The organism is Prosthecobacter sp., assembly GCF_044378005.1.
Taxonomy (GTDB): domain Bacteria; phylum Verrucomicrobiota; class Verrucomicrobiia; order Verrucomicrobiales; family Verrucomicrobiaceae; genus Prosthecobacter.
Map to the genome: position 1 here is coordinate 1 of NZ_JBILYB010000043.1, position 13,130 is coordinate 13,130.

Sequence of the window (13,130 nt, forward strand, 5' to 3'; positions counted from 1 at the left end):
CGCGGGCCATGCCATCTCGGTCGATGAGCACATTTTCCGGCTTCATGTCACGGTGGATCACCCCGGAGGCATGGGCGGCCTCCAATCCGGCGGCGATTTGCCGCAGAATGCGCAGCGCCTCCGCCAGCGGCAGGCCTTGCGGATGCAGGCGCAGCTTTTCGCGCAGCGTGCCACCCTCGACAAACTCCATCACGATGGCCGCGCCATCGTCGGTGCGCTGGAAGTCATGCACGGCCACGATGTTCGGATGCCGCAGCCGCGCCATCACACGCGCCTCGCGTTCGAGGCGTTCGAGAAACAGCGGATCATCCGCCAGCTCGCCGGCGAGCACCTTCACCGCCACCTCGCGGTCCAGACTGATCTGCCGCCCCAGATACACCGTGCCCATGCCGCCACGTCCGAGCGATGTCTCGATTTCGATGCCATTCAACTCCACCGTCAGGGCGTCGGCAGCCAGCCCATGTGCCATCAGCGCCTCCGGTTTCAGCCCGGAGAGTCGGCGATGCGGTTTGAGGGGATCGGCCATGCTCGGAGGGGCTTTGATGGGCAGTCGAAGCCTGTCATCCATCGGGCCCGATTGCCAATCCAATCTACACCGGACGCAGCACGCTCTTCACGACTTCACCCTTGTGCATCTTCTCGAAGGCTTCGTGCCATTCGGTCACGGGCCAGACGCCGCCGATGATGGGCTTTACATCAAACTGACCGCTGCTCATGAGGGCGATCACGCGCTCCCAGATCGGCCAGTTGTGGCTGAAGCTGCCTTGCAGGGTGATGTTTTTCTGCACGAGCGGGTCCATGTTGAAACCGAGCGGCTGTGGCCCCCAGCCGACTTTAGAAATCCATCCAGCAGGGCGCACGATATCGAGCGCGATCTTGAGCGTGATGCTGGCACCAGCGGCATCAATGACACCATCACAGCCGAGCCCGTCACGCTCCATCGCCCAGGGCTTCGCATCGCCGATGATGACTTCGCAGCCGTAGTGCTTGCGGGCCAGTTCCAGACGATGCGCGTCCTGTTGAAGACCGACGATGGCGACTTGCGCACCGCATTGTTTCGCCATCGCGGCACAGAGAATGCCGATGGTGCCAGGACCAAGAACGACGACGCGATCACCCGGCTCGATGCGGGCATTCTTCACAACTGCGTTGTAAGCGACGCAGCAGGGCTCCGTGAGGCAGGCTTGCTCGAAAGGAAGATGATCCGGCACATGGTGCAAGATGCGGCTCGGCACGCGCACATACTTCGTCATCGCGCCGTTCACGCCATAGCCGAAGCCCTTGCGCGTGCTGTCCAGATTGTAGAGCCCGCGACGGGTCATCGGATTGTCCTTGGAAATGATCGCTGCCGTCTCCGACACGACACGGTCGCCCTCCTTCCAGCCTTCCACGTCTTTGCCGACCTCGATGATGTGTCCACCAAACTCATGCCCGAGCACGACCGGATAGTTCACGGGCCAGGAGTGATCCGCAGTCCACTGATGCAGGTCCGAGCCGCAAACGCCGACGTTGGCGACTTCGAGGAGCACATCCTCGGCACCGATGGTCGGTTTCTCGATTTCACGGATTTCGACAGAGCCTTTTTCAGGCGCGAAGTTGACGACGGCGGCGGATTTCATGGGGTTGGGAAGGTGGGGAATTTTTTAACGCGAATAGTCGCTAATGTCCGCGAATTAGCACGAATTCTGGAGGCCGGAATTCGTGGGGATTCGCGGGCATTCGTGCTCATCCGCGTTGGAGGAATTCAGAGGGATTGTGATTTCACTTTTCGAACCCATTCGAGTTTGGGATTCTTGAAGTTGATAATAAGACCGATCTCCAGACAGGAGATCCGCAGGTAGTTCAACATTTGCGCGATTTCGTTTTCGCCGATGGCGTCGATCGATTTGGCATCCACCAGCACATTTCCGTTCACGGTGATGTCAGGGATGCAATCGCCCACGATCTGGTTCAGATAACGGATCGGGTAAGCCTTCTGCGCTTCGGCCAGAAGTTGCTTCTCCCGCAAAGCAATGACCAGGGCATTCTCATAGGGCTTCTCTCGCAGGCCCGGGCCCAGTGCGTTATGAACATGCATGGCGCAGCCGATGATGTCGTAGGTGCAGTCGTTGAAGTTCATGGTTCAGAGTTGTCAATTCAACGCGAATGGTCGCGAATATCCGCGAATGACAAGAATGAATTTCAATCAGGTGAAAACGGGAACATCCTGTGCATGCACCGCCTCGCAGATCAAACGCAGTGAGGCTTCGAGATTTCCGTCCGCCGTTTTGAAGGCGTCGGCATCAATGGTCAGCGGCGCGCCGAGGACGACAAGCGGTGCACCATACTGCGGGCACTGGATGGCTTGTTCGAGGCTGAGGCCGCCGACGGCCTGCACGGGGATTTTGACGGCGTTCACGACTTCGCGGAGCTGATCAAGTGGGCTGGGCATCCGCCTTCCCGCAGCGGCGATGCCACGGCGCTCGTCGTAGCCGATGTGGTGGATGACGTAGTCGCAGCCGAGGTCTTCGAGGAACTTTGCGCCATCGATCATGCTTTCGCAGATCATGTTATCGCCCATGACCTTGCAACCGAAGTCCTTGCCCGCTTTGACGACGCATTTGATCGTCTCCGCATGCGCGCGGGCCATGACGACGACGTGGGTGGCACCAGCCTTCGCCATCATCTCGGCTTCGAGGTAGCCGCCATCCATCGTCTTCAAATCAGCGACGATGGGCGTGTTGGGGAAGGCTTTCCGCAAGGCTCGCACGCCATGCAGACCTTCGGCGAGGATGAGCGGTGTGCCTGCCTCCAGCCAATCGACTCCAGCGCGCATGGCGAGCGCGGCGGTTTCGAGCGCTTCGTCGATGTTGGTGAGGTCGAGGGAGATTTGGACGATGGGTTTCATGGCGGTGGTTGGACGCTTGCAGTTTAAAGCCGGACCACCCATGCTCGTCACGACAAAGATGATGCGAAATGCGACACCCCTGAAACCCCGCGAGCGCCCCCGAAGATCGGCGGCGGAGATCGCGCGCTGGAAAAAGGAGCGTGCCCGCTGGATGGCGAGCCTGGAGCCGACGCTGCTTTTCCAAAAGCTCTTCGATCATATTCCGGGCGTGTATTTCTTTGCCAAGAACCAGTCCGGTCACCTCATGTTTGCCAGTGCTGGGCTGCTCCAGCGCTATCAGATGAGCGACGATTCCGACTTCATCGGGCGCACGGACTACGATCTGAATCCCGACACGATGGCGCAGGCCTATGTGGAGGATGACCGCCACCTGCTGGCGGGCAAAGTGAAGATCGTGGAGCGCATCGAACTCTGGTGGGATCGGCAGGGCATCCCGGACTGGTTTCTGGTGACGAAGCTGCCGCTGCTGGACACACGTCGTCGAGTTCAAGGCGTGATGGGTGTGCTGCGTCGGCCTGATGAATCCGAGCGCCAGCTGCCTGTCTTCCAAACCGTGGCGCAGGCCGTGGAGATGATCCGTCGTGACTTTGCGAAGCCATTGAAGATCGAAGAGGTGGCACGAGCTTGTGGGCAGTCGCTGCGCCAGCTCCAGCGGAGATTTCAGAGCGCGTTCGGCATCACCCCGCAGGAGTTTTTGCTGAAGACGCGTGTGCTCGCCGCGACTCGGATGCTGGAGGAGACGGCGCTCGCTGTGGGTGAGATCGCGGTGCGCTGTGGCTTTGTGGATGCGAGCAGCTTCACCCAGCATTTCCGTCGTCGTCTCGGGCAATCACCGGCGGCGTATCGGAAGAGGATGGCTGGTGGGTGATGCGGCGGAAGGAATGGCGCACGGCGGACGTTTGTTCCGCCCTTCCAAATCCTATGCGCAAGCATCTCCTCATCACCACCCTCGCGGCCCTCGCTTTTTCAGCGCAGGCAGAAACCAAACTCCCCGCCATCATCGGCGATCACATGGTGCTCCAGCAGAAGCTGGCGAACCCCATCTGGGGCTGGGATGCACCCGGCACCGCCGTGACCGTGACCTTCGCTGGCCAGACCAAAAGCGCCAAGGCTGGCGCTGACGGCAAATGGACCGTGACGCTCGACCCCGTGCCCGCCAATGCCAAGCCTGCCGCGATGACCATCAAAGGCAGCAGCACACGCGAGCTGAAAAACATCCTCGTCGGCGAAGTATGGATCTGCTCCGGCCAGTCCAACATGCAATGGAGTGTGCAGAGCTCCTGGGACGCCGATCTCGAAATCGCCACGGCGAAGTTCCCCAACATCCGCCTCATCACCGTGCCGAATGTGGGCACGCAGGAACCGCAGCAGGATTTTAAGGGCGCTTGGGCTGAGTGCTCACCACAGACGGTCGGCGGCTTCAGCGCCGTCGGTTACTTCTACGGCCGCGTGCTGCATCAGATGCTCGACGTGCCCGTCGGCCTGATCAACAACGCCTGGGGCGGCAGCGCTGCCGAAGCCTGGGTGCGCCGCGATGTGCTGGAGAAAGACGACCGTTTCAAACTGCTCATGGCAAACACCAAAGCGAACGAGGCCAATCTCACCAGCCCTGAGGCCAAGACGAAGTATGAAGCCGCCCTCGCCGCTTGGAAAAAGCAGGCCGACGAAGCCAAGGCCGCAGGCAAGCCCTTCACCACCCGCGCACCCGGCGCACCGGAAGGCTGGCTGCGTGGCAACGCCCGCCCAGGCAACATTTACAACGGAGTCCTGCTCCCCACCATTGGTTACGGCATCAAAGGTGCCATCTGGTATCAGGGCGAAAGCAATGCAGGCCGCGCCTATGAATATGCGAGTCTCTTCCCGCTCATGATCACCCATTGGCGCAGCGAATGGAAGCAGGGTGACTTCCCCTTCTACTGGGTGCAACTCGCCGACTTCATGGCCGAGAAACCCGAGCCCGGCGACAGCTCATGGGCCGAGCTCCGTGAGAGCCAGACGAAGACCCAAAGCGCCATCAAGAACGGCGGTCAGGCCGTCATCATCGACCTCGGCGAAGCCAACGACATCCATCCGAAGAACAAGCGGGACGTGGCCGAGCGTCTCGCCCGTCTCGCGCTCGTGAATGACTACGGCATGAAGCTGCCCTCCCGCAGCCCCGAGTTCAAAAGCGCTGAGTTTGCCAATGGCAAAGCCACCGTCACGCTCGACACCTTCGGCTCCAGCCTCCGCACCGTCGATGTCAGCGACGTCAAAGGCTTCGCCATCTGTGGCGAAGACAAGAAGTGGGTCTGGGCCACCGCCAAGATCACTGGCAACAACAAAGTCGAAGTCAGCGCAGCAGGCGTCGCCAAGCCCATCGCCGTCCGCTATGCCTGGTCTGACAACCCTGTCTGCAATCTCTTCAGCAAAGACGGCCTGCCAGTCACTCCTTTCCGCAGTGACAACTATGAGATGACCACGAAGCCGAAGATGTAATCTCGTCTCCCGCAAGGTTTCTAAACCGGTCCTGCCAGCATGGTGGGACCGGTTTTTTGTTGGCTTGCAGCTCTTCCTCGGCTCGAATGCGGGCATGGATGACCTCGCCGCGCGGATGCAGCACGATCTCGATGAGATTGGGCGAACCTACATGCCCTTTGGCAAATTTGGCCCGCAGTTCTGCCCGCCGAATGGAGTGCCGATCTATGATCTGCCCGCCGAATATCTCGGCTGGTTTGCCAACAAGGCAGGCTTTCCCAAAGGCCGGCTCGGCGTGCTGCTCCAGATGGTGCATCAGATGAAGGCCGATGGTTCTGACATGGCGTTCGACATCTTCCGCCGCCGCCGTGGAGGCCGAACTCCGCTGCGTGAAGAGCGGCAAAGGCACTACGAAGTCGGCGATGGCGCGGGGAAATGAACGCTCGCACTTTGGCTGATCGCGTCCATTCTCGCGAATGTCATTTCAAGCACTCGGCCTCGACGTCAACATCCTCCAGGCCATCAAAGAAGCCGGTTACACCGAACCCACGCCGATCCAGGCAGCCGCCATTCCGCCCATCATCGCCGGGCATGATCTCATCGGCATCGCCCAGACGGGCACGGGCAAAACCGCCGCCTTCACGCTTCCCATTCTGACTCGTCTGGCCACCGGCCCGAAAGTGCCGGGCACGAAGGTTCTCATCCTCGCCCCCACGCGCGAACTCGTCGTGCAGATCGAGGAAAACGTGATGGCCTATGCCAAGCATCTGCCACTCACCATCGCCAAGGTCTTCGGTGGCGTCGGCGAACGTCCGCAGATCAATGCACTCCGTAGCGGCTGCGACATCGTCATCGCCACGCCTGGGCGCCTGATCGATCTCATGGGCCAGCGCCATGGCAACTTCAGCGGTCTCCAGCATCTCGTGCTCGATGAAGCGGACCGGATGCTCGACATGGGCTTCCTGCCCAGCATCAAGAAGATCGTCCATGCCATGCCGAAGAAGCGCCAGACGCTCATGTTCTCCGCCACGCTTTCCAAGGAGATCGAGGCCCTCACGCATGAATTCCAACGCCAGCCGAAGATCGTGCAGATCGGCCGACGCTCGAACCCTGCCGAGACTGTCACCCAGCTCGTTTATGAAGTGCCCGCGCATCTGAAGCTCACGCTTCTCAGCCATCTGCTGCAGGACTCCGCCATGGACATGGTGCTCGTCTTCACCCGCACGAAACACGGTGCGGACAAAGTGGCCCGCAAGCTGGAGCAGACCGGCTTGAAGTGCGCCACCCTGCACGCGAACCGCTCGCAGAATCAGCGTCTCAAAGCACTCGCCGATTTCAAATCAGGTGCTGTGCGGGTGCTCGTCGCCACGGACATCGCCGCGCGAGGCATCGATGTGGATGGCATCTCCCACGTCGTGAACTACGACTTCCCCATGCACGCCGAAGACTACGTCCACCGCATTGGCCGCACAGGCCGTGCGCAGGCCATCGGCGATGCCATCAGCTTCATCTCGCCCGAGGATCTTTCTTCCCTCAGAGCGCTGGAAAAATTCATCGGCCGCGGCCTCGTGCGGAAACGTGCAGAGGGCTTCAACTACGCAGCCTCTGCGCCTCCGCGCAGCGAAGAGCCGCCACGTCATCGCGATCCACGCGCCGCGCAGTTTGGTCACGTCGGTCGCCCACAGCCAGGGCGCGGCGGGCAACAACGCGGCGGCCGCGCTCAGGGCGGTGGTGGTGGTGCGGGTGGACGCGAACGTGAAGACACACGCGGACAAGGCCAAGCCAGACCGCAGCGGGCAGCCCCTCAAGATCCTCGCCAGTCCCAGGCTGCGGACACGGCGAAGAAGAGCTTGTGGCGTCGTTTGTCAGGCAAATAGCCACCTTCAATTCATCATCACCCGCAGCCGATAGAATGTCGGCAAGGAGGATGTTGGCACGGTGACGCTGACAGGTCGCACCATGCCAGCACCCTCACTGATGGATGCTGTTCCCACCGGAGTTGTTCCATTCACCGAAGTGGCCAGCGGCAGCCAGGTTATGAAGTCGGTCGTGCATTCAACGATGAGCGTCATGCCTCGGGCCAGGCTGTTGCGAGTGAGCGTGAGTTGGGCATTGCCGCCGATGATCTGTAAAGTCAGCGGACTCATCGCATCTGAGCCGAGCGCAAACTCAATCGCGTTGGCGATGCCATTGCCATTCGCGTCGGCATCGGGGGTATTGAGCGCGGGATTGGCAAGCTGTGCCGGGGTCAGATTTGCGTTCCTCCAGTCATCAAAGCTCTCCACATCTGGCGCTGCGTGCATCGCGGCAATTTCGGTTTGGCTCAAGGCGCGGCGATAGACGCGGAAGTCGTCGATCTGGCCGAACCAGCCGTTCCATCCGGCGCTGAGGCCGCCGATGCGGAGCAGCTCGCTCACGGTGCCGCCGTTGCCGGTGTTGAACTGCGTGCTCTGCGTGCCGTTGTCATAATAGACTCGCGTGCGCCAGGTGCCGGCGTCGTTGAAGTTCACCATCGTGACGAGGTGCCACTGGCCGTCATTGAGCGCGGGCGCGGTGGCGATTTGGCCACCGTATTGGTTGCCGTTGATGCCTTGGAGCTGCGTGGTCGGATTGGCGCTCCAGAGGCGGTATTGGATGCGGTAAGGATCGCCACCATCCTTACTGAAAAGCGTGGTGTAGCCGTTCGTGGTCGTGGTGCGGCACCAAAGCGAGATTGTGAAGGCATCGCCGCGCGGGTTGAAGTTGAGGTCGGCTTGATTGGCAGGCGTGAAGTTTTGCATGCCCGCGTTTGTCACGCCGGGACCATAGGCACCGCCAAAGCGACCGTCGCTGATCCATTGTGAGCCAGTGACGGTGGTGGCGTGGTTGTTCCCCGTCGGGGCGCTGTCCCAGACGCGGGTGCCGCTGCCTTCATCAAAAGTGTAGTGCAGAATGAGATCAGGATCGTTCACGAAGCCGCCGACAGGCGCGACATCAAGCGCGAGCGTTTGCGTGTCGATGCCGGAGGAATCGGTCACCCGCACGACGAGGCTCGCCCGTGCGGCGGTGGTGGGCATGCCGCTGAGCACGCCGCTGGATGAAAGCGTGATGCCAGGCGGCAGCACGCCGCCGTCGAGGCTCCAGGTGCGTGTGGAAACACCGCCGGTGGCCGCGAGCGAGGCGTTGTAGGCCACGCCGATGGTTCCAGAGGCTAGTGCGCTCGTCGTGATGGTGAGCGGGCCGTTCACCGTGAGCACGGCGGGCGTGGTGACGATGCTGCCTTGTGCGTTCGTGATGGTGCAGGTGTAGCTGCCGGCATCGGCGAGGCTCACGGCGACGATTTGCAGCTCGGGGCTGTTCGTGCCGATGATGGTGGTGCCGCGACGCCATTCATAGGTGAAGGGTCCGGTGCCGCTGACGGCGACGACGAAGTTCAAGGCATTGCCTTCAGCCAAAGCGAGGCTCTGAGGTTCGCTGACGATGCCGGGAGCCTGCGGTGAAGGTGTGCTAGGTGCGGCGAGCGGCACGCCATTGGCATCGCGACCGTCGAGTTGGGTCAAATAGGCCAGCAGGTCGCTGCGATCTCCGCTGCTGAGGCTTTGCACGAGGCGGTGCGGCTGCGCGGTGGTGAGCTGTGTGGCATTCGCGACGAGCAAGCCGTTGAGGAAGAAGTCTCCATTGCCACGCAGCAGCTCGATGGTGTTCGTCGCGCCTGCATTGAGCGGCACATCGAGCGTGAGCCAGCGCCAGCCAGCGGTGTTCCAGGCCATGTCAGGCTCCTGGCGCAGCGTGGTGAGGGTTTGCGAGACGCCATTGATGCGCAGGTAGGAGGTGCCGCCGCCGTATTGCCGCACATAGCGCAGCGAGAGCCGCGCCGTGCCGCCGCTGCCGCCATCGACATTCGTGAAGCGCACGCCGGAGACATTCTCCGTGCCGCCGATGAAGGCGGCGGAGCCATTGAAGTAACCGCGATTGAAGCCGCCGCCGCCCTCCGCGGGCGTGTCCGTCAATGCTCCTGTGCCGCCGCCGAAAAACTCGCCCGTGGCGCCTGAGATCCAGGTGCCGCCCGCATAGCTGAAGACCTCGCCGAGTGTCGCGGCCTGGCCGTGATGCAGATAGACACGCGTGGCATGCAGGCCGTGCAGCGTCGGTGTGTCGATGCCTGGCAGCGTCACGCCGAGCCGCGAGCCGCTGAGCGTGGACTGCGTGCCGACATTGATGAGCGTGCTGTTCGTGAACGCAGCTCCGCTGTGGCATGAGGCGCATTTTTGCACCGTGAAGACGGCCTGACCACGCGCGGCGGCATCAGTGAAGGTGCCGTTCGCGTTACGCGAGGGACTGCGCGGCGTGTGATCGGGCGTGAGCGATGAGACGTAGGCCGCGAGGGCATCGAGATCGCTGCTGAGGCCCGTTTTTCCGCTCGCGGGCGAGGGATGCTGAGCGGCGAATTGCTGCGGCGAGAGATTCATGAAGCCCGTGCCGCCGAAGGGGCCGCGGATGTCGTGCTCGAAGTCCTGAATCTCGTCGAAGTTCCCGCTCCAATGCACCGCGCCGTGGCCGAGACCGCTGCGTCCTCGCAGATCGGTGGTGCGGCGCAGACCTTCGCCGCGTCCGGTGAAGTCCCACACGCGTCCGTCGTGGCTGCCATCGATGTGGCAGGTGGCGCAGGAGATGTAGCTGTCGGCGCTCATGCGCGGATCGGCGGCATTGTAAAAGAGGCGTTTGCCTTGCAACACGCTTGCCGGGAGCAGCTCGGTGGTGACGGCAGCGGTCGTGGCGATGAGCGGGAGAGACGTTTCATTGCTCACCAGCAGCGGCGCGGCATCGCGCACGGTGACACTGCGGCCCATGAAGTCCTGGGTGAAGAGGCGGTTCGATGTCGCGTCGATGAGCAGGCCCTGCGGCGCGAGTCCGGTGCCGACATCGAGCGAGAGCACGGCGGGCTGCGTGGTCGTGGAGCCGGTGATGATCTGATCGGACAGCGGCGCGAGATTCAACGCGTCGATGCCGACGACGCGGTTGTTCCCTTGATGCGTGACGAGCAGCATGTCGCCCATCGGCGTGTAGGTGACGGCGCTGGGGCTGTCGCTGTTGTCGAAGTCGCGGCGTGAGTTCGGGACCTCGGCGTTGTTTGCCAGATCGAGGAAGGACACCACGCTGCGCACCGTGGTCTCATGCGTGAGATTGCCCACGCCGAAAAAGGTGCCGCGCTGGGTGTTGTCCTGTTTGGACACGACCGCCGCCCGCGTGCCATCCGGCGAGATGGCGATGCCTGCGAGGTAGTTTGGCACGCCCGCCGCCCGATCACCGCCATCAATCGTGCGTGCGGCGGCGAGCCTGAAGGTGCGCGTGAGACCCAGCGTGGCCGTGAACTCACCCACTTGGGCTTCCAAATCCGGCGAGATGAAGCGCGTGACGAACACCCGCGCTCCATCCGTGCTGATGGCGATGGCTCGCGGCGTGCTCACGCCGCTGACGGTGAGCGGCGCATTGCCCGGAGCTGCCGCCGAGTAGCGATGCACCTGCCCGGAGCCAAACATCGTGGCATAAAGCAACGTGCCATCCGGCGATGGGCAGATGCCAAACGGCGCGGAACCATACGCGAGCGGGATCGTGGCATGCGCGGTGCCATCGGCATTCAAGACGCGAATTTCATCGCTGCCGTGGCAGGTGACCCAGTAACGGCCATTCGCATCGCGGGCGATGCCGCGCGGGCTCACGCCCACCGCGTGCTCGGCGACTTTCGCGCCGGTGACTGCATTGACCACGGTGACGGTGTTGGCGTCTGGATTCACGCTCCATACGCGGCGGGTGCCGGAGTCGTCGCCGATGGCCAGCGTGCTGCTTTGCGTGGGCCGTGGACCGACTGGCGCGGTGATGACGAGCAGGCGCAGCGAGTTCGTGACGATGTTCCCCGCCGCATCCCGCACCTGCACGAGCACACGCGGGCGGCCTGTGGTGAGGTAGGTGTGATTGCCCGTCGTCGAGGTGCTCCAAGCTCCCCAGGTGCCGTCGAAGTTGAAACGGTAGTCGAGCGTGCCCATGCCAGTCGCGGCGGCGCTGACGGTGATTGGTTGATTCGGAGTTGGTTGATAGCTGCTGGAGGTCAAACTGGTGAAAACCGGCGGCGCGGTGGCATTCACGCCGCCACCGGTCGAGAAGCGGAAGCTGTAAGGCTCGATGTAATTGCCCGCCGCATCGACGAAGCCGATTTGAAGGGCCGGATTGCTCAAAAAATCGACTTGGAAAGTCGTGTCCGCCGCGAGCGGTGCATCGGGCGTGAAGGTCATGTTGCCGGAGAAGTCGTGGATGAGGAATCCGGGCACGAAAGCGCCCAGCGTGTCGTTCGCGCCGACGGCACGCACGGTGAAGTCGATGCCGTTTCGCGGTCCGCCGTTCCGCGGATGCTCATGCACGAGGAAGCTCAGCGGCGCATGGCGCGGGTAGCTCGTGCGGTTCACCTGCGGGATGTGGTAGCTCACACGCGGCGGCGTGGTATCGGCTGCCTGTTGATGAACCCACACGCCGAGTCCTTGATTGAAGCCAGGAATCGGATAACCGCCCGTGAGCCAGAGATTGCCGAGCGGCAGCGACATCTGCGAGGTGTTCACACCGACCAGTGCTCCATTGGGCAGCGCAGGCGCTCCGGCTTGGCGCGGCGGATTCGTTTCATTCAGCGTGAGCACGATGGGGTTCGCATCGCCCGCGAGGAAGCGGGTCATGTCCACCTTGCGGTTGTGGATGAATCCGAAGTTGTCCTGATACGCGGGATAGGAGGCGTTGGTGAAGTTTGGCACCGTGAGGCTCGCCACGGTTTGCAGGTTCACATTCGCGCCGGGCATCGTCGCGGAAGTGATGTCCGCGCCGATGAGGATGTCCGTCGTCGAACCGATTACATACAGCCCCGTGCCATCGCTGAAAAGATTCGGCCAGTAGCCCTGAAAGCCGCCGCTGAGCGATCCGACATACTGCGGCGTGATGCTGTCGTTGTTGGGATCGCCGTCGTCCATGTTGTGGTAGGCCAGCCGATACACCACCACGCCATCGCGAGCCGCTCCGCCGCTGCGGGCCATGATGAGTAGATCACCAAAAAACATCGGATGCCAGTCCCCGCCGCCGAACTGACCCACATGATCGAAAGTGGCGAGCACACGCCTTTGCGCGAAGCCATTGGCGTTGAGGAAAACCTTCGCCAGCTCGATGTCCGAGTCCGGCGTGTCATACCAGAGCAGCGTTGCGTCCCAAGGCCCCGCTTGCGACGGGCGGCGATACCAGATCGGCAACTGCGCGAGCTGCGGTATGCCATGCGTGCCACCACGCTCCACGAGTCCGCCAAACCCATTCACGCGAATCGGGTCCGGCAACAGCAGGTTGCCGTATTGCGCCGTGCCGTGCGCATTCCAGCCGTAGTTGCCAAAGATCCACGAGTTGTTCGCGTAGTTCAGCCCGAAGTCCGACGGCAGCCGCCGCACCGGATTCGTCGGATCAGCGATGTCATAGACTCGCATCTGCCAGTCCGATCCCTCCCGCGACCCCGGCTGCTCAGCACCGACGATGATCCAGCCATTCAGATAATTGATCGACGTCGTCCGCCCAATCGGTTCCGAGCCATTCGTCACCGGATGGGAAAGCAGCGTGCCGGGATCTTCCGAGCGTGCGGCGTTGCTGAATCCCGTCGTCGTGACCTGCGCGGACGCAGACATGGCGAGCGTGAAATAGAGAAGGGCTTTCGAGAAGATCGGGGGCATGGCTTCTGTTTCTTGGTCAAAGCCGGGAAGCGGTTACAGTCTGCCTGAACTTTTTCTCCTGC

General features: G+C 62.2%; 9 protein-coding genes. 4 read left to right on the top strand and 5 right to left on the bottom strand.

Going from position 1 to position 13,130, the window contains the following annotated elements; genetic code table 11:
* From AC6FTP_RS10745 to AC6FTP_RS10760, 4 genes are all read right to left on the bottom strand, one after another.
* A partial coding sequence (locus AC6FTP_RS10745; RefSeq protein ID WP_497206916.1) for a serine/threonine-protein kinase occupies window positions 1-526 on the bottom strand: 526 nt, incomplete at its 3' end.
* A gap of 64 nt (window positions 527-590) precedes the next feature.
* On the bottom strand, window positions 591-1,619 hold the full coding sequence (locus AC6FTP_RS10750) for a zinc-binding dehydrogenase (protein WP_497200949.1): 1,029 nt from the start codon (window positions 1,617-1,619) through the stop codon (window positions 591-593).
* A 125-nt stretch (window positions 1,620-1,744) separates the two neighbouring features.
* The gene (locus AC6FTP_RS10755; RefSeq protein ID WP_497206917.1) at window positions 1,745-2,119 is read right to left on the bottom strand and encodes a GxxExxY protein; all 375 of its coding nucleotides are present in this window, start codon (window positions 2,117-2,119) and stop codon (window positions 1,745-1,747) included.
* 66 nt (window positions 2,120-2,185) lie between these two features.
* Window positions 2,186-2,887 (bottom strand): orotidine 5'-phosphate decarboxylase / HUMPS family protein, encoded by a 702-nt coding sequence (locus AC6FTP_RS10760; RefSeq protein ID WP_497206918.1) that lies wholly within the window; start codon window positions 2,885-2,887, stop codon window positions 2,186-2,188.
* Window positions 2,888-2,927: 40 nt separating this feature from the next.
* Here AC6FTP_RS10760 and AC6FTP_RS10765 point away from each other — a divergent pair, with 40 nt between their 5' ends.
* The 4 genes from AC6FTP_RS10765 (at window position 2,928) to AC6FTP_RS10780 (ending at window position 7,218) form a co-directional block, all read left to right on the top strand.
* The gene (locus AC6FTP_RS10765) at window positions 2,928-3,755 is read left to right on the top strand and encodes a helix-turn-helix domain-containing protein (RefSeq protein ID WP_497206919.1); all 828 of its coding nucleotides are present in this window, start codon (window positions 2,928-2,930) and stop codon (window positions 3,753-3,755) included.
* Between the two features lie 53 nt (window positions 3,756-3,808).
* Window positions 3,809-5,362, top strand: a complete 1,554-nt coding sequence (locus AC6FTP_RS10770) for a sialate O-acetylesterase (protein WP_497206920.1) — start codon at window positions 3,809-3,811, stop codon at window positions 5,360-5,362.
* 64 nt (window positions 5,363-5,426) lie between these two features.
* Complete coding sequence (locus AC6FTP_RS10775) at window positions 5,427-5,780, top strand: putative quorum-sensing-regulated virulence factor (protein ID WP_497206921.1); 354 nt, start codon at window positions 5,427-5,429, stop codon at window positions 5,778-5,780.
* 37 nt (window positions 5,781-5,817) lie between these two features.
* On the top strand, window positions 5,818-7,218 hold the full coding sequence (locus AC6FTP_RS10780) for a DEAD/DEAH box helicase (RefSeq protein WP_497206922.1): 1,401 nt from the start codon (window positions 5,818-5,820) through the stop codon (window positions 7,216-7,218).
* A gap of 6 nt (window positions 7,219-7,224) precedes the next feature.
* Here AC6FTP_RS10780 and AC6FTP_RS10785 read toward each other — a convergent pair whose 3' ends face one another.
* Window positions 7,225-13,068, bottom strand: coding sequence for a LamG-like jellyroll fold domain-containing protein (locus AC6FTP_RS10785; RefSeq protein WP_497206923.1), 5,844 nt, complete (start codon window positions 13,066-13,068; stop codon window positions 7,225-7,227).
* Between the last annotated feature and the right edge of the window lie 62 nt (window positions 13,069-13,130).

Coding starts and splice junctions, on each gene's coding strand:
- AC6FTP_RS10770 (WP_497206920.1), top strand. CDS start 3,809: ATGCGCAAGCATCTCCTCATCACCACCCTCGCGGCCCTCGCTTTTTCA.
- AC6FTP_RS10755 (WP_497206917.1), bottom strand. CDS start 2,119: ATGAACTTCAACGACTGCACCTACGACATCATCGGCTGCGCCATGCAT.
- AC6FTP_RS10765 (WP_497206919.1), top strand. CDS start 2,928: ATGCTCGTCACGACAAAGATGATGCGAAATGCGACACCCCTGAAACCC.
- AC6FTP_RS10785 (WP_497206923.1), bottom strand. CDS start 13,068: ATGCCCCCGATCTTCTCGAAAGCCCTTCTCTATTTCACGCTCGCCATG.
- AC6FTP_RS10760 (WP_497206918.1), bottom strand. CDS start 2,887: ATGAAACCCATCGTCCAAATCTCCCTCGACCTCACCAACATCGACGAA.
- AC6FTP_RS10750 (WP_497200949.1), bottom strand. CDS start 1,619: ATGAAATCCGCCGCCGTCGTCAACTTCGCGCCTGAAAAAGGCTCTGTC.
- AC6FTP_RS10780 (WP_497206922.1), top strand. CDS start 5,818: ATGTCATTTCAAGCACTCGGCCTCGACGTCAACATCCTCCAGGCCATC.